At 56.0% G+C, this 23,940-nt stretch carries 13 protein-coding genes; 1 reads left to right on the forward strand and 12 read right to left on the reverse strand.

The genetic code is table 11. The features are described from left to right. Nucleotides 1–79: 79 nt before the first annotated feature. From RB2501_RS14425 to RB2501_RS14440, 4 genes are all read right to left on the reverse strand, one after another. A complete protein-coding gene (locus tag RB2501_RS14425) occupies nucleotides 80–3,850 on the reverse strand; it encodes a Calx-beta domain-containing protein (protein ID WP_015755603.1) in 3,771 nt (1,256 codons plus the stop codon). A 171-nt stretch (nucleotides 3,851–4,021) separates the two neighbouring features. After that, nucleotides 4,022–5,980 carry an OmpA family protein gene (locus RB2501_RS14430; protein ID WP_015755604.1) on the reverse strand — a complete coding sequence of 653 codons (1,959 nt, stop codon included), beginning with the start codon at nucleotides 5,978–5,980 and terminating at the stop codon, nucleotides 4,022–4,024. Between the two features lie 18 nt (nucleotides 5,981–5,998). Continuing rightward, complete coding sequence (locus RB2501_RS14435; RefSeq protein ID WP_238528078.1) at nucleotides 5,999–6,949, reverse strand: PorP/SprF family type IX secretion system membrane protein; 951 nt, start codon at nucleotides 6,947–6,949, stop codon at nucleotides 5,999–6,001. A gap of 5 nt (nucleotides 6,950–6,954) precedes the next feature. Further along, entirely contained in the window at nucleotides 6,955–10,416 is a 3,462-nt protein-coding gene (locus tag RB2501_RS14440) for a gliding motility-associated C-terminal domain-containing protein (RefSeq protein ID WP_015755606.1), read from the reverse strand. Between the two features lie 391 nt (nucleotides 10,417–10,807). Between RB2501_RS14440 and RB2501_RS14445 the strand changes: the two genes are divergently transcribed. Then, nucleotides 10,808–12,409 carry a peptide chain release factor 3 gene (locus RB2501_RS14445; RefSeq protein WP_015755608.1) on the forward strand — a complete coding sequence of 534 codons (1,602 nt, stop codon included), beginning with the start codon at nucleotides 10,808–10,810 and terminating at the stop codon, nucleotides 12,407–12,409. Between the two features lie 72 nt (nucleotides 12,410–12,481). Here RB2501_RS14445 and RB2501_RS14450 read toward each other — a convergent pair whose 3' ends face one another. The 8 genes from RB2501_RS14450 to nusG all read right to left on the reverse strand — a co-directional run bounded on the left by RB2501_RS14450 (nucleotide 12,482) and on the right by nusG (nucleotide 23,934). Further along, a complete protein-coding gene (locus RB2501_RS14450; protein ID WP_041327911.1) occupies nucleotides 12,482–12,799 on the reverse strand; it encodes a DUF3467 domain-containing protein in 318 nt (105 codons plus the stop codon). Nucleotides 12,800–12,857: 58 nt separating this feature from the next. Then, nucleotides 12,858–17,156 carry a DNA-directed RNA polymerase subunit beta' gene (gene rpoC, locus RB2501_RS14455; protein ID WP_015755610.1) on the reverse strand — a complete coding sequence of 1,433 codons (4,299 nt, stop codon included), beginning with the start codon at nucleotides 17,154–17,156 and terminating at the stop codon, nucleotides 12,858–12,860. Between the two features lie 40 nt (nucleotides 17,157–17,196). After that, nucleotides 17,197–21,006, reverse strand: coding sequence for a DNA-directed RNA polymerase subunit beta (gene rpoB / locus RB2501_RS14460; RefSeq protein ID WP_015755611.1), 3,810 nt, complete (start codon nucleotides 21,004–21,006; stop codon nucleotides 17,197–17,199). 129 nt (nucleotides 21,007–21,135) lie between these two features. Further along, nucleotides 21,136–21,519, reverse strand: coding sequence for a 50S ribosomal protein L7/L12 (rplL, locus tag RB2501_RS14465; RefSeq protein ID WP_015755612.1), 384 nt, complete (start codon nucleotides 21,517–21,519; stop codon nucleotides 21,136–21,138). Nucleotides 21,520–21,571: 52 nt separating this feature from the next. Next, a complete protein-coding gene (gene rplJ, locus RB2501_RS14470; protein ID WP_015755613.1) occupies nucleotides 21,572–22,090 on the reverse strand; it encodes a 50S ribosomal protein L10 in 519 nt (172 codons plus the stop codon). 11 nt (nucleotides 22,091–22,101) lie between these two features. Beyond that, nucleotides 22,102–22,797 carry a 50S ribosomal protein L1 gene (gene rplA, locus RB2501_RS14475; protein WP_015755614.1) on the reverse strand — a complete coding sequence of 232 codons (696 nt, stop codon included), beginning with the start codon at nucleotides 22,795–22,797 and terminating at the stop codon, nucleotides 22,102–22,104. A gap of 18 nt (nucleotides 22,798–22,815) precedes the next feature. After that, nucleotides 22,816–23,253 carry a 50S ribosomal protein L11 gene (rplK, locus tag RB2501_RS14480; protein WP_015755615.1) on the reverse strand — a complete coding sequence of 146 codons (438 nt, stop codon included), beginning with the start codon at nucleotides 23,251–23,253 and terminating at the stop codon, nucleotides 22,816–22,818. A gap of 129 nt (nucleotides 23,254–23,382) precedes the next feature. Beyond that, nucleotides 23,383–23,934, reverse strand: coding sequence for a transcription termination/antitermination protein NusG (gene nusG, locus RB2501_RS14485; protein WP_015755616.1), 552 nt, complete (start codon nucleotides 23,932–23,934; stop codon nucleotides 23,383–23,385). Between the last annotated feature and the right edge of the window lie 6 nt (nucleotides 23,935–23,940).

Consider the following 23,940-nt stretch of genomic DNA (forward strand, 5'->3'; position numbering starts at 1 on the left):
TAAAATTGTCAGTTCCAAGTAGTACAGGGAAGTTTCCCTGTAGAATCCGACGCGTGAAAAATCCAGGATCCGGAAACTATCAATTGGGATTCACCCGATAGGTGATACGGCGGTTAGTGATCAAAGTGGGTACCCGAATTTCGATCATCGGGCTAAACTCGGAGGTGCTGCCCGCACCCGTAGCTGTCCCTGTAAGCAAATCGCCAATATCCGTGCCCGCGGGCAGCGGAAAACGGAATTCAAAGCGGTTGGTGGTATCCGTATTTCCATCCAGGTCGGCATAGGATGCCGTGGCACCGTCCAGATCGCTTCCGGATCCTTCGGTTGCGGAGCCGATAAAAGTCTGACCTTCGCCGTAGTCGTAGTTATTGCCGAGTTGGTTATCCCCGATGGTAGCCGTACCTTCCTGGATATCCGAAAAGAAGACTTCAACGAGATCGCCGGGGCGCGCCCATCCCTTGACTATCAGTTCGGTACCCTGGATATAAGCCCCGGCCAACACCGGGAAATTTATGAGCCCATTCGGGCCGTTGTCGGTGTCGCCTGAATCGTTGTAGGACACGCCATCCCCCATGGGATCCGCTCCGCCCGGGCCACCCAGGTCAATTCCAAGTGCATCCCCAGCCGTGCCATTGGCGAAGATGGAGTTTTGGGAAATCGTATTGCCGGAGGTCCCGTTTCCAGCCAGGACAATCCCGGCACCACCGTTGCTGTAAATGACGTTGTTGCTGATGCTGGAATTACTGCCTCCTAGGCGAATTCCGGCATTTTCTATCACGCCGCTGCAGGATCCCCCATCCTGGCCGGATCCGGTAATGGAATTCTCGCTGATGGTGATTCCACCAAGGGAGGCCAGGCCGTCAATTCCCAGGGCTGCGGCATTCTCTATCAGGTTGCGCTCAATAACAATCCCGGACCCGCCGGTGATGGTAATATTGTCGAAGCACTTGTCGCCACCGTTCGCAGACAACTGGTTATCCCGAATCCGGGAAGATGTGCCTCCTGCAACCAGGATTCCCGCCTCTTCGTTGGTTGCGATGTAATTGGCCTCAGCCAGTAAACTACCTCCGGCCTGGTGGATCCCATACAGGATGTTGCCGACATTGGTTCCTGATGCATCGACCCCCAGCAAGTTTTCCCGAACATTGGCATCCCCGCTATTGAGCCGGATGGCCGCTTCGTCGTTTGCAAAAATCGAAAGGTTCCGGACAGTGGTGTTTGCCGCGGCTATTCGAAATACATCCCCGTCATTCCGGTGGACCTGAATTTCCGGCAGGTCGAAGTCTGGCAGCAAACTGCCGGATACACCTACCGGAGTACCCCCGGACCCCGTTGTACCGGAATTCGTGTCCCCGCTATAAGCGGTTTGGGTCCGGCCGTCGATAAACGTATTATCTGCCGATATTTCCGGTAAAGGATCCCCAATGGGTTGTTCGATATTGAAAACCCCTGCACTGTACTCCGGATCCGCACTGCGACCCAGGGCATCGCCGGTAGGTGGAATCATGAAAATAGAAACATCTTCTCCCGCTCCCGGGTCAAAAAGGGCATTTGCGACGATATCCAGGCCGCTCTCGTCCAGGTTATTGGCATTTGTTATAAACTGACTGAGGGATCCCTGGCCCGTTTCGTTTGTGTTGACAATCGTATTAAAGTTAAACCCAAAGTCCATCCCGGCCACCCCCTGGTTGAGGATCGTCATGCTGCTCCGCGACTGGGCGTTGTTAAGCGATCCAGGGCCCGGGTCTTCGGCCGAGGGGTCCTCCCCCCCTACCGCATCGGTGTCCTCCACAAGTGCACCCAGGATAAAATCTGTTTTAAAGGTCTGTACAGGGAAGCATTCCGTGCAGCCAGCCCCGCCTGTCCGGGAGGAACGCACCGAATTGTTGACGGCCCGGATCGTATACGTGCCGTTGGCCATCCCCCCGAAAACGTACCGCCCGGCTGCATTGGTTGTGGTGGTCTCCCGGAGGCCGCCCCCCGAGTCGTAGAGTTCCATGGTCACGCCCTCCAGCGGCACACCGCCGGCCGTAGCGCGGTTCCGTCCGGGTCCCCCCCCGTAATTCAAATCTTCAAAGACTATCCCGGTAACCAGGTTGGAAGGTACTTTCAATACCACCGCATTGACCAGCACAAAATCCTGCCCGGACTGGACAGTGGTCGTCACACTGGATTCCCCGGGTTGCACGTATGGCGACACATCATACGTATCCAGGTCGATTCCGTAGGCGGCTGCATTGTTAATCGTAGGAGTTACCGTATTGTCGAATATGGTGGAGTTGAAGGGGTTATTGGTAGTAATTCCATTGTTATCCCCATCGCCGGCCAGGGTAAAAGTACCCAAACCGGTGGTGACCGTTAATAGCTCGTTGTTGCTGAGGGTCTGGTCACCTTCCCAGGACAATACGGTCGTTTTCGCACCGGATGCCCCAATTGCGAAAAAGCCCCCCAGCGTATAACTCGAGGAAGAATTGCTCTCCCCGCTGAAGCCCTCGTAGACGTTGATGGTGGATGCCGGCAGCCCATTGTCCGTATAGAATACCATGATGCTCCAGGCTCCCAGGGTTGTGGCCGTGGAACAATAACTGCCTGTATTGTCGATGGTCAGGCCGGAAAAGGTGAAATTGTGTGTAGACAGGGATGGCAGGGACGCCACATAGGTGGTGATATCGGCACGTCCGCCATAAAAGGTACGATTGGTCAGGGAACTCCCATATAGGAAATCCGCATCGATGGTATTCCCGTCCAGGTTCACCTGGGTATCCGGCGTAGCTCCGGAATGCGACCAGTACAGAATGGCTTTGTCGATGGTGGCCGTAGCCGGGATATTCCCGATAAGCGAATTGCTTGAACTCGTGGTAATTGCACAGGGGTCGGTATTGTTGGACTGAGTCCTGAGTGTCCCGCCAGTGGTGGTATAATCCACGTAGCCGTCAAATTCTTCCTTGAGGACCAGGGGCGTGTTAAACAGGTATTCATCATCCGAGATCGTCCCTTCCCCGCTCCCGTCAAGGATCACCACCCCCGGGTCGCTGATATTGCTCAGGGTCACCGTAAAGGTTTCGTCCAGGTATTCGGGAATGGAATCGTCGATGAGCGGGACAGTTATCGTTTGGGTTTCCCCATCTGTGCCCAGGAAATTCAAGGTGCCGGATGTAGTTGTGTAGTCGCTGCCGGCTACGGCGGTCCCGTCCGCGGTAGCATAATCTACAGAGAAAGCGCCGGGGGCATCCAGCTGGAGGCTTACGGTAAACACGGCTACGCCGTCATCTTCGTTGACAGCCACGTCGTCTATCGAAATACTCGGCGAGAAATTCGCTGTGAACAAGACATTGTCGACAAATACAGTTTCCGAGCCGCCCCAGTTGCCGCTACCGGTTATAAACCGAATTTCGGAACTGGCAGAAATTTCATTGGGCGCCAGGGTATAACTGATGGACCCCGTACCAGCCAGATTGGCAACGGTATTGAAGCCGCTGCCGTCCCAGAGCTGTACGTCGATGTCCTCATTCCCGTTGGTCCGGTTGTAATCCAGGGTGAGTGTCACTGATGTGGCACCGGCCAGGTTCAGAGTCCTGCTGATCCGGGCGTTGTCCATATTCTGGAACCGCAATTGGTTGCTGATGATCCGTATCCGCCCGTTTGATGGGTTGTTGTCGTCGTTGTCCTCGTTCCAGGCGGCCGAAAAGTTCAATGTACCGTCATTGTTGGAATACGAGGTGGAACTGAAATTGTCCCGGAAGGTATCCTGGCCAAATGCATTATGGAGTCCCCCCAGGACTACGCAACATACCAGCAGGCAAACCAGCCGGCAGTTGATCCGTAAAAAGTAAGGGTTCGAATGACGCATAGCTTCGATCTAGCCCCTAAAAATAAGATGCGATGCCCCGCTGGTTAAATATTTGTTGTAAATGGACCGATAAGTCGTGTCAAGGGGGTAATCCCTGTTGTCAGCCGGTAAAAAAGCATGGACGTTTATCGATGCGCCCCGATAAACACAGTAGTTCCCAAGGAGGCGAATCTATTCCAGGATAATAAACTCCGAGCGGCGGTTGAGTTCGTGTTCCTGGGCGGAACAGGGTACCCCGTCATCGCAGCGATTGATCAGGCGGGATTCCCCGAAGCCTTCCCCTTCCAGACGTTCCGGGGCGATGCCCTTGGAGATCATGTACCGCACGGTGGAGTCGGCCCGACGCTGGGAGAGCGCCAGGTTATACGCATCCGGGCCCCGGCTGTCCGTATGGGAATTCGCCTTAATCCGCAGGCTGGGGTATTTTTCCATGGCGGCAATCACTTTCTGGATCTCGATCTCGGCATCCGGGCGGATGTTCGCCTTGTCAAAATCAAAGTAGATCGTACTCAGCTGCAGGAGTTTGGCCAAATCGTCCCCGTAGCCGGCCGTAATGGTCTCCGGTTCCAGGTAGAAGTCCACTACCCGGGGTTTCCCGTCAGAGGGCGACAGGTATTCCTCGGCGGGAACATACCCCTCCCGGGAGGCCCGGACAAAATTCGGCTGGTTGCAATCCAGGGTAATCTCGTAATTCCCCCGGGAATCCGTAATGGCCGAGGAAACTTCGTTGTTCTGCTCGTCGATGATACGGACGGTGGCCCCCGCCAGCAGCTCGTTGGTGATCTTGTTCCGGACCGTTCCGCTGATGGCCTGGATACACTCAAACTGCAGCGGGCGGTTTTCTACAAAACCGTAAATATCATCTCCCCCGGGTCCGCCCGGCCGGTTTGAGGCAAAATAGCCTTCCCGGGTCGTATCCGAAATCACATAGGTGAAATCGTCCTGGGCCGAATTGACGGGCGTGCCGACGTTCTGTACGGAGCCCTTCCAGGGCAAATAGTCCAGCTTGGTGGCAAAAACGTCCAGCCCGCCGAGACCCGGGTGGCCGTCCGAGGAGAAATACAGGATGCCTTCCGAACTGACAAATGGGAAGGTCTCCCGCGCCTCGGTATTGATCTTGGGCCCCAGGTTCTCAGGCTCGCCGAACGTGCCGTCCTCGCGGATCACCACCCGCCACAAATCGGACTGCGCTACCTGATCGGCAGCGCCGATTCGGGACCCCGGCATATCCGAGGCAAAATACAGGACCCGGCCGTCCGGGCTCAGCGCCGGGTGGGCCACCGAATAACTGTCGCTGTTAAAGGGCAATTCCTCGATGGTCGCCCAGACCCCGTCTATTTTTTCCGCCCGGAATATCTTGAGCCGGACAAACCCCGCCTCATCCCGCGTGTACTTGCCTTCCTTAAAATTGTTCCGGGTAAAATAAAGGGTGTTTCCATCCGGGCTGAGTGCGGAGGTGGATTCGTGAAACCTCGAATTCACCCCGTCAACCTTGGTCACCCGCTGCCCCCGGGCACTGTCCGGGGATACCTCGTAGAGATCCAGGAAATCCTGGGAATTCCAGGTGTGGCGGTACCTGGCCAGGTTGCCGGTATCCCGGTCCGAGGAAAATAGCAATCCCTCCCCGGTGAGCGAAGGGGCAAAATCCGAATAGGGCGAATTAAAGGCAAAAGGCGTCAGGTCGTACCGGCCGGAATTCGCCTGGATCTCTGCCTGGTAATCCCGATTGGCCTGGTAAATCTCAGCCCGCGCATCGGATAGTGAGCGGGTCAGTTCGGTAAACCGTTCCATGACCGAGTCGGCCCGGCCCAGTTGCCCGGTACTCCGCAGTGCCTGCGCATATCGAAAATAATAATCCGGCGTAGCCTCGTCCTCAAACTCCCTGAGTAATCTTTCGTAGGATTCCGCCGCCCGGTCGTACTGCGCGTTAAAATAATAGGAATTCCCCAGGCGTTGCAGCAATTCGGCCGACACATACCCCCGGTCCACCACCTTTTGGTAGATATCCTGTGCAGGTTTGAAGGAATAATCGGCATACTGGCGATTGGCCCGCTCGAGCAGCCGTTCCTGAGCGGTCACAGAGCCGCTTCCCAGCAGGAGAATCAGGAGGATGGAACGATATAGCTTCATGTTGTATTTCCTTGATAATTAGAAGAACCGGGGTGAAACGAGCCGCTGGAACGACCGGACGAGTTCCCAACGGACAAACAACTCAAAAGATCCGTCGTTAAACTGGGTCCCCCCGAGTTCCGTAGTCTCCCGGTCGTAGGCCAGGCCTACCATGAGTTGCTGGTTTAGCTGAAAGCCGATCAGCCCGCTGATAGCGGCATCCCACCGGTATGCTGCTCCAAAAGAAAATTTCTCGTTGAACAGGAAGGTGCCCGACAGGTCGAGCTGAAGCGGTGCGCCGCTGACCACCTTGGTGAGCAGGGCAGGCTTGAACTTCAATGTGGGGTTCAGGTCAAAGACATAACCGGTGATCATATAAAAATTTACCCGGTCTACCGAGAGAAACTGGTTTTCCTCCCCGTCCTGGTCGGAATTGTCAAAATGCTCGGATTCCAGCAGGTTCGGGGCGGAGACCCCGGCGTAGAACCGGTCCGTATGGTAATAGATCCCCAAGCCGAAATTCGGCGTAAAGCGGTTGTCGATATTGTCGGCGTCCACCATCTCCTCCTGGTAGCGGGCCAGCCCGTTGAAATCCAGGCTCAAAAGGTTTCCTCCGGCTTTCAGGCCAAAGGAGAGTTTCGCGTCCCGCGATACATCGATCGTATAAGACAAAACGGCATCCAGATACGTCTCCTGGACCACCCCGTCCCCAATATTGTCGTTCACCACGGAGATCCCGTAACCCAGGCGGGAATTCCGAATGGGCGAATGCACGTTGAGGGTGAAGGTCTTGGGCGCCCCTTCCAGCCCGATCCACTGGGAGCGGTACAGGGCCGCAAGGCTCAACTGCCCGCGTGAACCCGCATAGGCCGGGTTCACTGTCATGGTATTGTACATGTACTGGGTGTACTGGGCATCCTGCTGGGCATGGCCCACAGCTGTCGCCAGGACTGCCAGGAGCAGGAGAAACGGGCGTGAAAGTATCCGCATGTTCATTATTTATTCCCGACGTACAGGTATCCGCTGTCCGTGATCCGCCGTTGGTTCAATTCGTATTCAAATATATAGAAATATACCCCTGAAGGCAGGTATTCCTCGGTATTAACCGTTGAGCGGCCCTTGGAACGCCCGTCGAATACATTGTTCTGGTTGTTGTAATTAATACCCTCATAAACTGAAACCCCCCAGCGGTTGAAAATTTTCAGCGTATTGTTCCGGGCGAGCTCCACATTTTCGATAAAGAGGAAGTCGTTCTGGCCGTCGCCGTTGGGGGTGACCAGTTGGAATACAATGATGTCCCCTTCCGGCACCACGGTGGGGTCCGGATCCAGGTATTCCGGGGTGCCATCCCCGTCGGAATCGTCGTCCGTGGGGTCCCCGTTGTCGTCCAGATCTTCGTTCGGGGTATCGATGCCGTCCCCGTCGTCGTCAAAATCCCGGTAGTTTACATCCTCCGTCCCGTCCGTGTCCGGCAGGTCTTCCGCCGGGTTGTCGATCTCGTCGTTCACGTCAAACCCGTCATTCACATCGGCGCCTTCATAACCGTCGTCCAGGCCGTCCCCGTCCGTATCCGTTCCCGTAAATGTCTGATCGGGTATCCCGTCGAAGTTAAAATCGTTCCCCTCGTTGTTGTCAGGAACCAGATCGTTGTCCGAATCGCCGTCCAGGTAATCCGGGGCGTCCGTGCCATCGGTATTCACAGGGTCCAGCCCCCCCAGGTAAGCGGAATTCACCCCGTTGTTCGCAGCGTAGGTTGCCGCATCATCGTCGTTGGGCGGGATATAACCGGCAGTGGTCTGCGCTTCCACATTGTCCGGGATGCCATCGTTGTCCGAGTCGATGTCCAGATGGTCCGGGAACAGGTCCCCGTCGCTGTCGGCAAAGTTGGTCAGCGGGTCGTTATCCCCGTCCGTATTCGGGTCCTCCACGGAATCCAGAATCCCGTCGTTGTCGTCATCCAGGTCGTCGATATCCGGTACGCCGTCCCCGTCTGTATCGGTACCGGGCGGCGGGCCGTCCGGATCCAGGTAGTCCGGGGTGCCGTCGTTGTCCGTATCGTCATTGGTCGGGTCGCCGTCCTGGTCGGCGTCCTCGTCAGGAGTATCGATGCCGTCCCCGTCGTCGTCAAAATCCCGGTAGTTTACATCCTCCGTCCCGTCCGTATCCGGCAGGTCTTCTGCCGGGTTGTCGATCTCGTCGTTCACGTCAAAACCGTCGTCCACATCGGAGCCTTCATAACCGTCGTCCAGGCCGTCCCCGTCCGTATCGGTACCGGTAAATGTCTGGTCGGGTATCCCGTCGAAGTTAAAATCGTTCCCCTCGTTGTTGTCCGGCACGCTGTCGTTGTCCGAATCGCCGTCCAGGTAATCCGGGATCTCGTCCCCGTCCGTATCCTCCGGGGTAATGCCTTCATCCCCCGTTCCTTCATAGGCGTCGTCCAGGCCGTCGTTATCGCTGTCGTTGCCGCTCGGGGGCACGTAGCCGTCCGTAGGCTGGCCCTCCACGTTGTCTGGGAGGCCGTCGTTGTCGGAATCGATATCCAGGTGATCCGGAATCGCGTCCCCGTCCGTGTCCAGCGGATTGGTCAGCGGGTCGTTATCCCCGTCCGTATTCGGGTCCTCCACCGTATCCAGGATCCCGTCGTTGTCGTCATCCAGGTCAATCGGGTCCGGAACGCCGTCCCCGTCCGTGTCCGGGTCAACCGTCGGGTCCAGGTAGTCCGGGGTGCCGTCGTTGTCCGTATCGTCATTGGTCGGGTCGCCATCCTCGTCGGCATCCTCGTCAGGAGTATCGATGCCGTCCCCGTCATCGTCCACGTCCCGGTAGTTCACGTCTTCCGTCCCGTCCGTATCCGGCAGGTCCTCTGCCGGGTTGTCGATCTCGTCGTTCACGTCAAAACCGTCGTCCACATCGGAGCCTTCATAACCGTCGTCCAGGCCGTCCCCGTCCGTATCGGTACCGGTAAATGTCTGGTCGGGTATCCCGTCGAAATTAAAATCGTTCCCTTCGTTGTTGTCAGGAACCAGATCGTTGTCCGAATCGCCGTCCAGGTAATCCGGGATCTCGTCCCCGTCCGTATCCTCCGGGGTAATGCCTTCATCCCCCGTTCCTTCATAGGCGTCGTCCAGGCCGTCGTTATCGCTGTCGTTGCCGCTCGGGGGCACGTAGCCGTCCGTAGGCTGGCCCTCCACGTTGTCAGGGAGGCCGTCGTTGTCCGAATCCAGATCCACCCGATCCGGGTAGCCGTCACCGTCGCTGTCTACGTCCTGGCTGAAATTCACTGTCTGAGGATCCTGGAAGTTATCCAGGCAGGAGAACTGAATCCCCGACTGGCGGGGGACGTTGGTGGTGAAATTTTCACCCACGGACGCCTGTATCCCGAATCGAAAAACAAAAGTGGAAATATTGACGAATTCCACGGCCAGGTTCACACTGGGGTTTTGATTGGAAATCCCGTTATATTCGGCGGTTCCCCCATTGATCAGCAGGCCGCCTTCCGTATTGTTGACCACGATTTCCGTCGGGTTGTCGAACGTGTAGCTGGCCGGGGTATCAAAACGGTTGAATTCCTGGAACTGCTCGTTCCCGTCCACGTCCAGGAAATTCGCTATCAATTCTGCCTGGGTAGCCGGGGTATTGGTCCCCGCCTCAACCAGGGTAATCCTCAGGTCCGCATAGGGTCGGCGGAGCATGTCCGATGTGGTGAAAAAGATCTCGGGTTTGAAGAACTCCGGGTCCACGGCATTCTGGTCCAGCGTGCTGATCGCTGCGCCCTGCAGGGCCTCGATAGTCACCAGGGCATCCAGGCCGCTGCCAATACCCGGGATGCGGTAGACGGCCCCTTCGGCGAATTCCCCGCCGGATTCCAGGACGGGTTCCTGGTCAAAGGAGAGGGTGGGGATCTCGTCACAGTCAAAATCCGTGCTCAATACACTCGACTCCACGCGGTCCAGTATTCCGTCATTGTCCGAATCCGGATCCCGGTAATCGGGAATCCCGTCGGATTCCGTATCCACCGGCTGGAGTCCTTCCCCGGCGCCGGGTGCACTCTCGAATGCATCGTCCAGCCCGTTCCCGTCTGCGTCAATCCCGGACGGGGCCAATACTGCCGTGGCATCCTGAGCCTCAACGCGATCGGGTATGCCGTCATTGTCCGAATCGAGGTCCAGGTAATCCGGGATACCGTCCCCGTCCGTGTCGGTCGGGTTTGTGGCAGGGTCGTTGTCTCCGTCCGTATTGGCGTCTTCCACCAGGTCCGTGATGCCGTCGCCGTCATCATCGATGTCGTTCTGGTTCTGTACCCCGTCCCCGTCGTAGTCGAGGGCGCTTGGGTCTGCGGGAAAGGGCTGCAGCGTTTCCGCAAAGGAGGTAAGCAGGAAAACCGCCGTCAGCAGGCAGGCGAATATTCGAAAGGAAGAAAGCGGCCGGGCGCTTTTGGTTTGCGTAGTGATCTCCATAGATGATCGTTTATTGGGACGAGCACCATGGCATTGCGGTTAGGTTCTTTTAGCTGATTGGGGCACCAAAAGTACGATGCAAGATAAAACTAAAATACCCCGAAGCCAACAGAATTGCTCCCGGATATTCGGGATAATCCGTCAACGACCGCTTTCATCGACAAACGGGGAAATCCCCGGGGGCATCCTTTTCATTTAAAGGCAGATACATTCCATTTATCGGATGTCCCCGGCAAGGCAACCGGGTGTTTCAGACAGGCTGCGGCCCCTGGGTTGAAGGAATCTTCTTATTAATGCCGCCCCGGATAGATCGGGCAGGCTCCCGTGCCGGCAATCCGATGCTTTTTGGTATTTTTGCGCAAATTTCCCATCACCGCAAATTTCCCAACACGTGAGTTTTAAAAGCGAAATAGATAAACGCCGCACCTTCGGCATCATTTCCCACCCGGATGCCGGGAAGACCACCCTCACCGAAAAATTGCTGCTTTTCGGGGGGGCCATCCAGGAAGCCGGCGCCGTTAAGAGCAACAAAATTAAAAAAGGGGCTACCAGTGACTTCATGGAAATTGAACGACAACGCGGTATCTCTGTGGCCACCTCGGTACTCGCATTCCTGTATAAGGACAAGAAGATCAATATCCTGGATACGCCCGGCCACAAGGACTTTGCGGAGGATACCTTCCGTACGCTGACCGCCGTGGACAGCGTGATCGTGGTTATCGACGTGGCCAAGGGTGTAGAGGAGCAGACCGAAAAACTCGTGGAGGTATGCCGGATGCGGAACATCCCGATGATCGTTTTTATCAACAAACTCGACCGGGAGGGGAAGGACGCCTTTGACCTGTTGGACGAAGTGGAACAAAAGCTCGGTTTGAGCGTCACCCCCTTGAGTTTCCCGATCGGGATGGGCTATGATTTCAAGGGGATCTACAATATCTACGAACGGAACCTGAACCTCTTCAAAGGCAGCAGCAAGAAAAAGGTGGAAGAGGTCATGGCTTTTGAGGACCTGGACAACCCGGAGCTGGAGCAACTCATCGGTTCGGATGCGGCCAACGCCCTGAGGGAAAACCTGGAACTCGTGGAAGGGGTCTACCCGCCCTTTGACCGGGAGGCTTACCTGGCCGGTACGCAGCAACCCGTGTTTTTCGGCTCCGCCCTGAATAATTTCGGGGTCCGGGAGCTATTGGACTGCTTTGTGGAGATCGCGCCGCCCCCACGTCCCAAAAAGGCGGAAGAACGCCTGGTAGAGCCCTCGGAAAAGGAAATGACCGGGTTTGTCTTTAAAATCCATGCCAACATGGACCCCAAACACCGGGACCGCCTGGCATTTGTGAAGATCGTCTCGGGCACGTTCCAGCGCAACAAACCCTACCTGCATGTCCGCCTGGACAAGCAACTGAAATTCTCGAGCCCGAACGCGTTCTTTGCCGAGAAGAAGGAAATCGTCGACGAGTCTTACCCCGGGGATATTGTCGGGTTGCACGATACGGGGAATTTCAAGATCGGCGACACGCTGACCGAAGGGGAAGCCCTACACTATAAAGGGATCCCCTCGTTTTCACCCGAACATTTCCGCTATATCAACAACGCGGATCCGATGAAGTCCAAGCAGCTGGCCAAGGGGATCGACCAGCTGATGGACGAAGGGGTGGCTCAGCTATTTACCCTGGAAATGAACGGCCGGAAAATCATCGGCACCGTGGGCGCCCTTCAGTACGAGGTTATCCAATACCGACTGGAGCACGAATACGGGGCCAAATGTACGTATGAAAATTTCCCGGTACATAAGGCCTGCTGGGTGGAGGCTGCAGATCCCGACAGTGAATCCTATCAGGAATTTTTGCGCGTTAAACAGAAATACCTGGCGCGGGACAAACGCGGCCAGTTGGTTTTCCTGGCGGATTCCGCCTTCTCCCTGCAGATGACCCAGCAGAAATACCCGGATGTGAAACTGCACTTCACTTCGGAGTTCGAGCCCCAGGGAGCCTGAGACACGCTGCAAATCTTCAAATCGACAAATCTTCAAATCAAAAAACCGCGCCTCCCAGCGCGGTTTTTTTGATCAAGCCTCCCCCGTGGGCCCGAAATTGATCGGGATGGGTGGTTGCTCGTAATCCTTGATGGGCCCATGGGCCTGCTCAAATCGCTGCACGTTCTCGCCCAGCGCCTTGAGGAACTTCTTGGCGTGCTGGGGCGTGAGCACAATGCGGCTCTTCACCTTGGCCTTTGGCCGTCCGGGCATCATGCTGATAAAATCCACTACAAATTCAGAGACCGAGTGGTTGATGATGGCCAGGTTTGAATAGATACCCTCGGCGGTTTGCTCATCCAGCTCGATGTTGATTTGCTTCTGCTGTTGTTTCTCCGGTTTATCTGCCATGGCAATGGGATTTAAAAAACCCCCGGTTTTCATGGCCGGGGGTTTGTAATATGAATGATCAGAATTTCAATTCCTCCTTGCGGGCCATGATCTCGTCGTACTCCTCCTTGGAGCCCACGATGATGCTGTCATAGTCGCGCATACCGGTTCCGGCCGGGATCTTGTGACCCACGATCACATTTTCCTTGAGGCCTTCCAGATCGTCGATCTTACCGCTTACGGCCGCTTCGTTCAACACCTTGGTGGTTTCCTGGAAGGAAGCCGCAGAGATAAACGATTTGGTCTGGAGGGATGCCCGGGTAATTCCCTGAAGGATCGGGGTAGCGGTTGCCGCAACGGCATCGCGTCCTTCGACCAGCGTCTTGTCGGCGCGCTTGAGGATGGAATTCTCATCCCGCAGCTCGCGGACGGAAACAATCTGGCCGCGCTTCAGATTCTCGGATTCCCCGGCATCGGTTACGACCTTCATCCCGAAGATGTTGTCGTTCTCCCGGATAAAGTCGTCCTTGTGAACCAGCTGGTTCTCCAGGAAGATGGTGTCGCCCGGATCCTGGATCTGGACTTTACGCATCATCTGGCGAACCACCACTTCAAAGTGTTTATCGTTGATCTTCACTCCCTGGAGGCGGTACACTTCCTGCACTTCATTGACCAGGTACTGCTGTACGGCAGACGGGCCTTTAATGGCCAGGATGTCTTCCGGGGTAATGGACCCGTCCGACAGCGGCATACCGGCGCGGACGTAGTCGTTCTCCTGTACGAGGATCTGGTTGCTGAGTTTCACCAGGTATTTCTTCACCTCGCCCAGTTTGGACTCGATGATGATCTCCCGGTTCCCCCGCTTGATCTTGCCAAAGGAAACCACCCCGTCGATCTCGGAAACCACAGCCGGGTTGGAGGGGTTCCGGGCTTCGAAGAGCTCGGTAACCCGCGGCAGACCCCCGGTGATATCCCCCGCTTTGGCGGATTTCCTCGGAATCTTGACCAGGATTTTGCCCTCCTTAATCTTCTCCCCGTTGTCCACCATCAGGTGGGAACCAACCGGCAGGTTGTAGGAACGCAGTACCTCGCCTTTTTTATCCTTGATATGCAGGGTCGGGATCAGTTTCTTGTTCCGGGACTCGGAAATTACCTTTTCCTGGAAACCGGTCTGTTCGTCGATTTCCACCTGATAGGTAACCCCCTGGTCGATATTCTCATAGTCGATTTCCCCGGGGAATTCGGAAACGATTACCCCGTTATAGGGATCCCACTGGCAGATGATATCGCCCTTCTTCACCTTGGCGCCGTCCTTGATGTGCAGCGTGGATCCGTAGGGAATGTTGTTCGTGCTCAGCGTAATGCCTGTCTTGGCGTCGACGATCTTGATCTCCGAGGTCCGGGAGATGACGATTTCCGCCTTGTTCCCTTCGGAGTCCTGCCCCGTTACTGTGCGCAGGTCTTCAATCTCGGCTACACCGTCGTACTTCGCTTCGAGTTTATTATCCTCGGAGATGTTCCCGGCAATACCTCCCACGTGGAAGGTCCGCAGGGTCAGCTGGGTACCCGGCTCCCCGATGGACTGGGCAGCCACCACACCGACGGCTTCGCCTCGCTGGACCATCTTGTTGGTCGCCAGGTTCCGCCCGTAGCATTTGGCGCAAATCCCCTTCTCTGCCTCACATGTAAGCGGCGACCGCACCTCGATGCGCTCGATGGGGGAATTCGCAATCTTCTGCAGGTCGGCCTCCAGGATTTCCTGTCCGGCTTCCAGCAGTTTTTCTTCGGTAAGCGGATCGAAGACGTCGTGGAGGGATACCCGTCCGAGGATTCGCTCCCCGAGGGTTTCCACAATCTCTTCGTTCTTCCGCAGCGCTTCCACTTCGATTCCGCGTAGCGTACCGCAATCCTCGATGTTGATGATCACGTCCTGGGAAACGTCGACAAGACGACGGGTCAGGTATCCGGCATCCGCCGTCTTCAGGGCCGTATCCGCCAATCCTTTCCGCGCCCCGTGCGTGGAGATAAAGTATTCCAGGATCGAAAGGCCTTCCTTAAAGTTCGACAGGATCGGGTTTTCGATAATCTCGCCCCCGCCGGCCGTGGACTTCTTCGGCTTGGCCATCAGCCCCCGCATACCGGTAAGCTGGCGGATCTGCTCCTTGGAACCCCGGGCACCGGAATCCAGCATCATGTACACGGAGTTGAAGCCCTGTTGGTCTTCCCGTATCCGCTTCATGGCCAGTTCTGTGAGCATGGCGTTCGTAGAGGTCCAGACGTCGATCACCTGGTTGTACCGTTCGTTGTTCGTGATCAGCCCCATGTTGTAGTTCATCATGATGCCGTCCACCTGCTCATTGGCGTCCGCAATCATCTCGTGCTTTTCCTTAGGGATGATAATATCCCCGAGGCTGAAGGAGAGTCCGCCCCGGAAGGCGAAATCGTACCCCATGGTCTTGATGCGGTCGAGGAACTCGGCCGTGGTGGGTACATCCGTCACGGAGAGGATGCGCCCGATAATATCCCGGAGGGATTTTTTGTTGAGAACCTCGTTGATAAAGCCCGCTTTCTCGGGAACCACGGAATTGAACAATACCCGTCCCACTGTGGTCTCGATGATCTTGCTTTCGAGTTCGCCCGCTTCGTTCAGGTCCTTGACGCGCACCTTGATGGACGCGTTCAGGTTCACCCGCTTTTCATTGTAGGCTATCTCCACCTCTTCCGCGCTGTAGAACGTCAGGCCTTCCCCTATGACAGGGACTTCCTTGGTAGACTTCCGCTCCTTGGTCATATAGTACAGTCCGAGGACCATGTCCTGGGAGGGTACCGTAATGGGCGAGCCATTGGCCGGGTTGAGAATGTTGTGCGATGCGAGCATCAGCAACTGGGCTTCCAGGATGGCTTCCGGCCCCAGGGGCAGGTGCACCGCCATCTGGTCCCCGTCGAAATCCGCGTTAAAGGCGGTACATACCAGGGGGTGGAGGCGGATCGCCTTTCCTTCGATCAGGCGCGGCTGGAAAGCCTGGATCCCTAGGCGGTGGAGCGTGGGGGCCCGGTTCAGCAACACGGGGTGCCCTTTCAGCACGTTCTCGAGGATATCCCAGACTACAGGCTCCTTCTTGTCGATAATTTTCTTGGCCGACTTCACCGTCTTGACGATGCCGCGCTCAATCAGCTTGCGGATCACAAACGGCTTGTACAGCTCTGCAGCCATGTCCTTGGGCAGACCGCACTCGTACAGCTTCATCTCCGGTCCTACCACAATTACGGAACGGGCGGAATAATCTACCCGCTTTCCGAGGAGGTTCTGGCGGAAACGCCCCTGTTTTCCTTTGAGGGAATCCGAAAGGGATTTCAGCGGCCGGTTCGATTCGGTCTTCACCGCGGAAGCCTTCCGCGTGTTGTCGAAGAGGGAATCCACAGCTTCCTGGAGCATCCGCTTTTCGTTCCGGAGGATCACCTCCGGCGCCTTGATCTCCATGAGGCGTTTCAGCCGGTTGTTCCGGATGATCACGCGGCGGTACAGGTCGTTCAGGTCGGAGGTGGCAAAACGGCCCCCGTCCAGCGGTACCAGCGGCCGGAGTTCCGGCGGGATCACCGGGATGACCTTCATGATCATCCACTCCGGGTTGTTGTCGCGGTTGTCCTGGGACTCGCGCAGGGCTTCCACCACCTGCAGCCGTTTCAGGGCCTCGGTCTTCCGTTGCTTGGAAGTCTCGGTATTCGCCTTGTCGCGGAGTTCGTAGGACAGTTCCTTGAGGTTGATGCGGGAGAGCAGGTCAATGAGGCACTCCGCACCCATTTTAGCGATGAACTTGTTCGGGTCGCTGTCCTCCAGGTACTGGTTTTCCGGCGGGATGGTCTCCAGGATGTTCAGGTACTCCTCCTCGGTGAGGAAGTCCATGGGCTGGATCTCCTCCCCGTCGGGGCCCTTGGCAATGCCCGGCTGGATGACCACATACCGCTCGTAATAGATAATCATGTCCAGCTTCTTGGACGGCAGCCCAAGCAGGTAGCCGATCTTGTTGGGAAGCGAACGGAAATACCAGATATGGGCAACGGGAACCACCAGGTTGATGTGCCCCACCCGGTCGCGACGGACCTTTTTCTCGGTCACCTCTACCCCGCATCGGTCGCAGACGATCCCGCGGTAGCGGATCCGCTTATATTTACCGCAGGCGCACTCGTAATCCTTTACCGGGCCGAAGATGCGCTCGCAAAAGAGCCCGTCCCGCTCCGGCTTGTGCGTACGGTAGTTGATGGTTTCAGGTTTCAGGACTTCCCCCCGCGATTCGGCGAGGATGGCTTCGGGCGATGCCAGGCCGATGGAAATCTTGTTGAACCTCTTGATTTGTGTATTATCCTTTAGTCGTGCCATGTTGTGATGGTACTAGTATTAAATGTGATGTGTTAACAGCTTACTCCTCCAGGCGGATGTCCAGACCCAATCCCTTGAGTTCGTGCATCAGTACGTTAAAGGATTCCGGCAGGCCGGGTTCCGGCATGCTTTCCCCTTTCACGATGGATTCGTAAGTCTTCGCCCGGCCGATTACGTCGTCGGACTTCACCGTCAGTATCTCGCGCAGGGTGGCAGAGGCGCCGTAGGCCTCCAGGGCCCAGACCTCCATTTCCCCGAAACGCTGGCCACCGAACTGCGCCTTACCGCCCAACGGCTGCTGGGTGATGAGGGAGTACGGCCCAATGGAACGGGCGTGCATCTTGTCGTCCACCATGTGGCCGAGTTTCAGCATGTAGATCACACCCACCGTTGCCGGTTGGTGGAAGCGCTCCCCGGTACCCCCGTCGTACAGGTAGGTATGTCCGAAGCGCGGGATCTCGCCCTTGTCGGTGAGCTCGTTGATCTCGTCCAGGGTGGCCCCGTCAAAGATCGGCGTGGCGAATTTCTTGCCGAGTTTCTGTCCGGCCCATCCGAGTACCGTTTCATAGATCTGCCCGATGTTCATCCGCGAGGGTACCCCCAGCGGGTTCAGCACGATGTCCACCGGAGTCCCGTCCTCGAGGAACGGCATATCCTCCTGGCGCACGATCCGGGCAACGATTCCCTTGTTTCCGTGGCGTCCGGCCATCTTGTCACCCACCTTCAGCTTCCGCTTCTTGGCGATGTACACCTTGGCCAGTTTCATGATGCCGGCTGGCAGTTCATCCCCAACCGAGATGGTAAACTTATCCCGACGCAGGTTCCCCTGCAGGTCGTTCAGCTTGATCTTGTAGTTGTGCAACAGGTCTGCAACCAGGTCGTTGGTCTTGGAGTCCGTTGTCCAGCTGCCGCCAACCAGGTGGGCAAAATCGTCCACCGCGTTCAGCATCTTCAGCGTGTACTTCTTGCCCTTCGGCAGGACCTCTTCGCCCAGGTCGTTCATCACGCCCTGGGAGGTTTTCCCGTTCACCAGCTGGAAGAGTTTCTCCACCAGCACGTCCTTGAGCTGCTCAAACTTGGTCTCGTACTCGAGCTCCAGCTTGGCAATCGCCTCCTTGTCCTCGGACCGCTTGCGCTTGTCCTTGATGGAGCGGGAGAAGAGCTTCTTGTCGATGACCACCCCGTTCAGGGAGGGCGGCGCCTTCAGGGAAGCGTCTTTAACATCCCCGGCCTTGTCGCCGAATATGGCGCGCAGCAGTTTCTCCTCCGGCGTCGGGTCGGACTCCCCTTTCGGGGTGATCTTCCCGATCAGGATATCCCCGGGCTTCACCTCGGCCCCGATACGGATCATCCCGTACTCATCCAGGTCCTTGGTAGCCTCTTCGGAGACGTTCGGGATGTCGTTGGTGAGCTCCTCGGCCCCCAGTTTGGTGTCCCGTACTTCCAGGGCGTATTCGTCGATGTGGATGGAGGTGAAAATATCCTCGCGCACCACTTTTTCCGATATGACGATCGCATCCTCAAAATTGTAACCCTTCCAGGGCATAAAGGCCACTTTCAGGTTCTGGCCCAGGGCCAGCTCGCCGCTTTCGGTGGCGTACCCTTCACAGAGCACCTGTCCCTTCTTCACCTTCTCGCCCTTCCGGACAATCGGCTTCAGGTTGATACTAGTACCCTGGTTGGTCTTGCGGAACTTGACGAGTTCGTAGGTCTTGGAGTCCTCATCGAAGCTCACCAGGCGTTCCTCGTCGGTACGCCCGTATTTGATGGTGATCCGCTTGGAATCCACGCTTTCCACCACCCCGTCGCCTTCGGCGTTGATCAGAACGCGGGAGTCCGTGGCCACCTGGCGCTCCAGCCCGGTCCCGACAATCGGGGATTCCGGCTTGAGCAGGGGTACGGCCTGCCGCATCATGTTCGACCCCATCAGCGCCCGGTTCGCATCGTCGTGCTCCAGGAACGGGATCAGGGAAGCGGAGATGGAGGCAATCTGGTTGGGCGCTACGTCCGTGTAGTTGATCTCCTTGGGATCCACCACCGGGTAGTCGGCCTCCAGGCGCGCAATTACTTTTTCCGCATCGATGGCCCCATCCTTTTTGAGCGGGATGTTGGCCTGTGCAATTTTCTTGCCCTCTTCCTCTTCGGCGCTCAGGAAGGTATAGTTGGCCGTATCGACCTTGCCTTCCTCCACCTTGCGGTAAGGGGTCTCCAGGAAGCCCATGCTGTTCACCTTGGCGAATACAGACAGGGAGGAGATCAGTCCGATGTTCGGCCCTTCAGGGGTTTCGATCGGGCAGAGCCTTCCGTAGTGCGTGTAGTGTACGTCACGAACCTCAAAACCTGCGCGCTCCCGCGAGAGACCTCCCGGCCCGAGGGCCGACAGCCGCCGTTTGTGCGTGATTTCCGCCAGCGGGTTGGTCTGGTCCATAAACTGGGACAGCTGGTTCGTACCGAAAAACGAGTTGATCACCGAAGACAGCGTCTTGGCATTGATCAGGTCAATGGGGGTAAACACCTCGTTGTCGCGCACGTTCATCCGCTCGCGGATGGTACGGGCCATACGGGCCAGCCCCACGCCGAACTGGGCGGAAAGCTGCTCCCCTACCGTACGCACCCTCCGGTTGGAAAGGTGGTCGATATCGTCGATCTCGGCCTTGGAGTTGATCAGTTCGATCAGGTACTTAATGATGGTGATGATATCCTCCTTGGTCAGCACCTGTTTGTCCATGCCGATATCCAGCCCGAGCTTTTTGTTCATCCGGTAACGCCCTACCTCTCCCAGGTTGTAGCGCTGGTCGGAGAAGAAGAGCTTGTCGATGATGCCGCGGGCGGTTTCCTCATCCGGCGGCTCGGCATTCCGTAGCTGGCGGTAGATGTGCTCCACCGCTTCCTTTTCTGAGTTCGTCGGGTCCTTCTGCAGCGTGTTGTGGATGATCGCGTAGTCGCTCTGGGCGTTGTTCTCCTTGTGCAGCAGGATGGTTTTTACGTCCGTTTCGATGATCTGGTCGATATGCTCTTTCTCCAGGACGGTATCCCGGTCCAGTACAATCTCGTTCCGTTCGATGGAAACCACCTCCCCGGTATCCTCGTCCACGAAATCCTCGTGCCAGGTGTTCAACACCCGGGCGGCGAGCTTGCGACCCAGGACCTTTTTGAGGCCGGTCTTGGACACCTTCACTTCTTCCGAAAGGTCAAAGATCTCCAGGATGTCCTTATCGCGTTCAAAGCCGATGGCCCGGAACAGGGTGGTTACGGGTAATTTTTTCTTCCGGTCGATATACGCGTACATGACGCTGTTGATATCGGTGGCGAATTCGATCCAGGATCCCTTGAAGGGGATGACCCGGGCCGAGTAAAGCTTGGTGCCGTTTGCGTGGAACGACTGCCCGAAAAAGACGCCGGGCGAACGGTGCAGCTGGGAAACCACCACGCGTTCCGCCCCGTTGATGACAAACGTCCCGCTTGGGGTCATGTACGGGATGGTGCCCAGGTATACGTCCTGGACGATGGTTTCGAAATCCTCGTGCTCCGGATCCGTGCAATACAATTTCAACCGCGCCTTGAGCGGCACGCTGTAGGTAAGCCCGCGTTCGATACACTCCTGGATGGAGTAACGGGGCGGGTCGATGAAGTAATCCAGGAATTCCAGGACAAACTGGTTCCGGGTGTCTGTGATGGGGAAATTTTCCATGAAGGTGTTGTACAAACCTTCATTGGCCCGCTGGTCAGATTTCGTCTCAAGCTGGAAAAAATCCTGAAACGATTGAATCTGAATGTCCAAGAAATCCGGGTATTCCGGTATGTTCTTAGCCGAGGCAAAGCTTATTCTTTCAGTCTGTTTTGTGAACATCTACGGACAACATTTAGTGTGAATACGAAAGAGGGGCTGTATATGACTTTATATACATCGTATAAAAGGGTTTAGGCCTAGCCGCCAGAAAGGCGGAAGACCTAAACCTAAACCATATGGTCGACGCAATTATTTAAGCTCAACTTCTGCTCCTGCTTCTTCCAGTGATTTTTTGATACCTTCGGCTTCGTCTTTGGATACGGCTTCCTTAACAGCTTTGGGTGCGCTGTCAACGATGTCTTTTGCATCTTTCAGACCGAGTCCGGTCAGTTCTTTTACCAATTTAACAACTGCCAGTTTGGAACCACCGGCGGCCTTCAGGATTACGTCGAATTCGGTTTGCTCTTCAGCAGCTTCACCGGCGTCTCCACCAGCAGCAGCACCTCCGGCAACCGCAACCGCAGCAGCGGCGGGCTCGATTCCGTATTCCTCTTTCAGGATATCGGCCAATTCATTTACCTCCTTAACGGTAAGGTTGACCAACTGTTCTGCGAATTCTTTTAAATCTGCCATTTTTCTATCGTTTACTTCTGTTTGAAATTTATACTTAGGTTTTAGTGCGTACTTACTCTTTTTCGGAAAGGGTCTTCAGGATTCCCGCCAGTTTGCCGCCGCCGGACTTCAGACCTGAAATCACGTTCTTGGCCGGTGACTGCAGCAGGCCGATGATATCTCCAATTACCTCTTCCTTGGACTTGATGCTTACCAGCGCGTCCAATTTGTCATCGCCGATATAGATTGCCTCCTCGATGAAAGCGCCTTTGAGCAGCGGCCGGTCGGACTTCTTGCGGAAGTTCTTGATCAGCTTGGCCGGGGCGTTTCCGGTCTCGGAAAGCATCAGCGAAGTGTTCCCCTTCAGGACTTCGGGCAAATCCCCGAACTCCTTTTCAGAGGCCTCCATAGCCTTGGCGAGCAGTGTATTCTTCACTACCGCCAGCTTGATATTTGCTTTAAAGCAAGCGCGACGGAGGTCCGAGGTGGTACCGGCATCCAGGCCGGAAATATCGGCCAGGTAGATGATACCGCTCTCGCCCAGCTGGGCTTTCAGGTCCTCAATTACAGTTGCTTTTTCTTCTCTGGTCATCTTGGGTTCTTTTAGATTTGGACCACTTTCGGATCCAGTTGAACACTCGGACTCATGGTGCTGGACATGTAGATACTCTTCATGTACACCCCTTTGGCAGCCGCGGGTTTCATCTTGACCAGGGTCTCGATGAGTTCCTTGGCATTGCCAGCGATCTTGTCGGCTGAAAAGGATACCTTGCCGATTGCGGCATGGACGATCCCCGTTTTATCCACCTTGAAATCGATCTTACCGGCCTTGACCTCGGAAACCGCCTTGGCGACATCCATGGTTACCGTACCCGTCTTCGGGTTCGGCATCAGGCCACGGGGCCCCAGGATCCGCCCGAGCGGTCCGAGTTTCCCCATGACGCTGGGCATGGTGATGATGACATCCACGTCCGTCCAGCCGCCTTTGATCTTTTCGAGGTATTCATCCAGACCTACGAAGTCTGCTCCTGCTTCTTTTGCTTCCGCTTCCTTATCCGGGGTCACCAGTGCGAGCACCTTGACGTCCTTCCCGGTCCCGTGGGGGAGGGTTACAACCCCGCGGACCATCTGGTTGGCCTTCCGCGGATCCACCCCGAGGCGGACCGCCAGGTCTACCGTGGCGTCAAATTTTACGTTGGTGATTTCCTTGATAAGCTCGGAGGCTTCCTGAATAGAGTAGAGCTTGTCGCGTTCGATCTTGGCCCGAGCCTCTTTTTGCTTCTTTGTTAATTTCGCCATGTTAAAGTGCTTTTCGGATTAAAAGGGGCGTTTGCCTGCCACCTTCAGGCCCATGGAACGGGCCGTACCGGCAACCATCATCATGGCTGACTCGGTGGTGAAGGCATTCAGGTCTGCCATCTTGTCTTCTGCGATGGCGCGAATCTGATCCCAGTTCACACTCCCCGCTTTCACGCGGTTCGGTTCGCCGGATCCCTTTTTAACCTTTGCCGCTTCCATTAGCTGAACTGCCGCTGGCGGTGTCTTGACGACAAAGTCAAAGGACTTGTCGCCGTATACGGTGATAACAACAGGCAAAACCTTGCCCTGTTTGTCCTGCGTACGCGCATTGAACTGCTTGCAGAACTCCATGATGTTAACGCCGGCAGCACCTAAAGCGGGTCCAACCGGTGGCGACGGATTCGCAGCACCTCCCCTTACTTGTAGTTTAACTACTTTACTTACTTCTTTTGCCATTGTTATATTTAATTTACAGCTCCCGGCCGTTTCACCCCGGCCGGTTTAAATCCCGCCACCCGGGGGCCGCGGAACATAAAAGCGAGTTAAATTGGAAGCAACTCCACTTTTAAGCGTAACAATTATTCTCTATACCTTTTCTACCTGCATGTAGCTGAGCTCCAGAGGCGTCTTCCTTCCGAAAATCTTCACCATCACCTCGAGTTTCCGCTTTTCCTCGTTGATCTTCTCCACCGTTCCGTTGAAACCATTGAAAGGACCGTCGATTACTTTTACCGTCTCGCCCAGGACAAACGGAATCGCCACGGCATCCGTGTTGATTGCCAGCTCGTCCACCTTCCCGAGCATCCTGTTGACTTCGGATTTGCGAAGCGGCACCGGGTCTCCCCCTTTGGTTTCACCCAAAAAGCCGATCACATTGGTGATGGAGCGGATAATGTGGATCATCTCCCCGGTAAGGTTTGCCTTAACCATGATGTATCCGGGAAAATAAACGCGCTCCTTGTTGATCTTTTTTCCGTTGCGGATCTGGACCACTTTTTCGGTAGGAACCAGGACCTCTTCCAGGTTATCCCCGAAACCGTGGCGTTCCACCTCGCTCTCGATATACCCTTTGATCTTGTTTTCCTGACCGCTTACGGCGCGGACTACGTACCACTTCTTCTCCAATACTTCTGACATCCTCCT

This window comes from Robiginitalea biformata HTCC2501 (genome assembly GCF_000024125.1).
In the GTDB taxonomy this organism is placed as follows: domain Bacteria; phylum Bacteroidota; class Bacteroidia; order Flavobacteriales; family Flavobacteriaceae; genus Robiginitalea; species Robiginitalea biformata.

Coding starts and splice junctions, on each gene's coding strand:
- RB2501_RS14425 (WP_015755603.1), bottom strand. CDS start 3,850: ATGCGTCATTCGAACCCTTACTTTTTACGGATCAACTGCCGGCTGGTT.
- nusG (WP_015755616.1), bottom strand. CDS start 23,934: ATGTCAGAAGTATTGGAGAAGAAGTGGTACGTAGTCCGCGCCGTAAGC.
- rplJ (WP_015755613.1), bottom strand. CDS start 22,090: ATGACCAGAGAAGAAAAAGCAACTGTAATTGAGGACCTGAAAGCCCAG.
- rplL (WP_015755612.1), bottom strand. CDS start 21,519: ATGGCAGATTTAAAAGAATTCGCAGAACAGTTGGTCAACCTTACCGTT.
- rpoC (WP_015755610.1), bottom strand. CDS start 17,156: ATGGCACGACTAAAGGATAATACACAAATCAAGAGGTTCAACAAGATT.
- rplK (WP_015755615.1), bottom strand. CDS start 23,253: ATGGCAAAAGAAGTAAGTAAAGTAGTTAAACTACAAGTAAGGGGAGGT.
- RB2501_RS14440 (WP_015755606.1), bottom strand. CDS start 10,416: ATGGAGATCACTACGCAAACCAAAAGCGCCCGGCCGCTTTCTTCCTTT.
- RB2501_RS14430 (WP_015755604.1), bottom strand. CDS start 5,980: ATGAAGCTATATCGTTCCATCCTCCTGATTCTCCTGCTGGGAAGCGGC.
- rplA (WP_015755614.1), bottom strand. CDS start 22,797: ATGGCGAAATTAACAAAGAAGCAAAAAGAGGCTCGGGCCAAGATCGAA.
- RB2501_RS14450 (WP_041327911.1), bottom strand. CDS start 12,799: ATGGCAGATAAACCGGAGAAACAACAGCAGAAGCAAATCAACATCGAG.
- RB2501_RS14435 (WP_238528078.1), bottom strand. CDS start 6,949: ATGCGGATACTTTCACGCCCGTTTCTCCTGCTCCTGGCAGTCCTGGCG.
- rpoB (WP_015755611.1), bottom strand. CDS start 21,006: ATGTTCACAAAACAGACTGAAAGAATAAGCTTTGCCTCGGCTAAGAAC.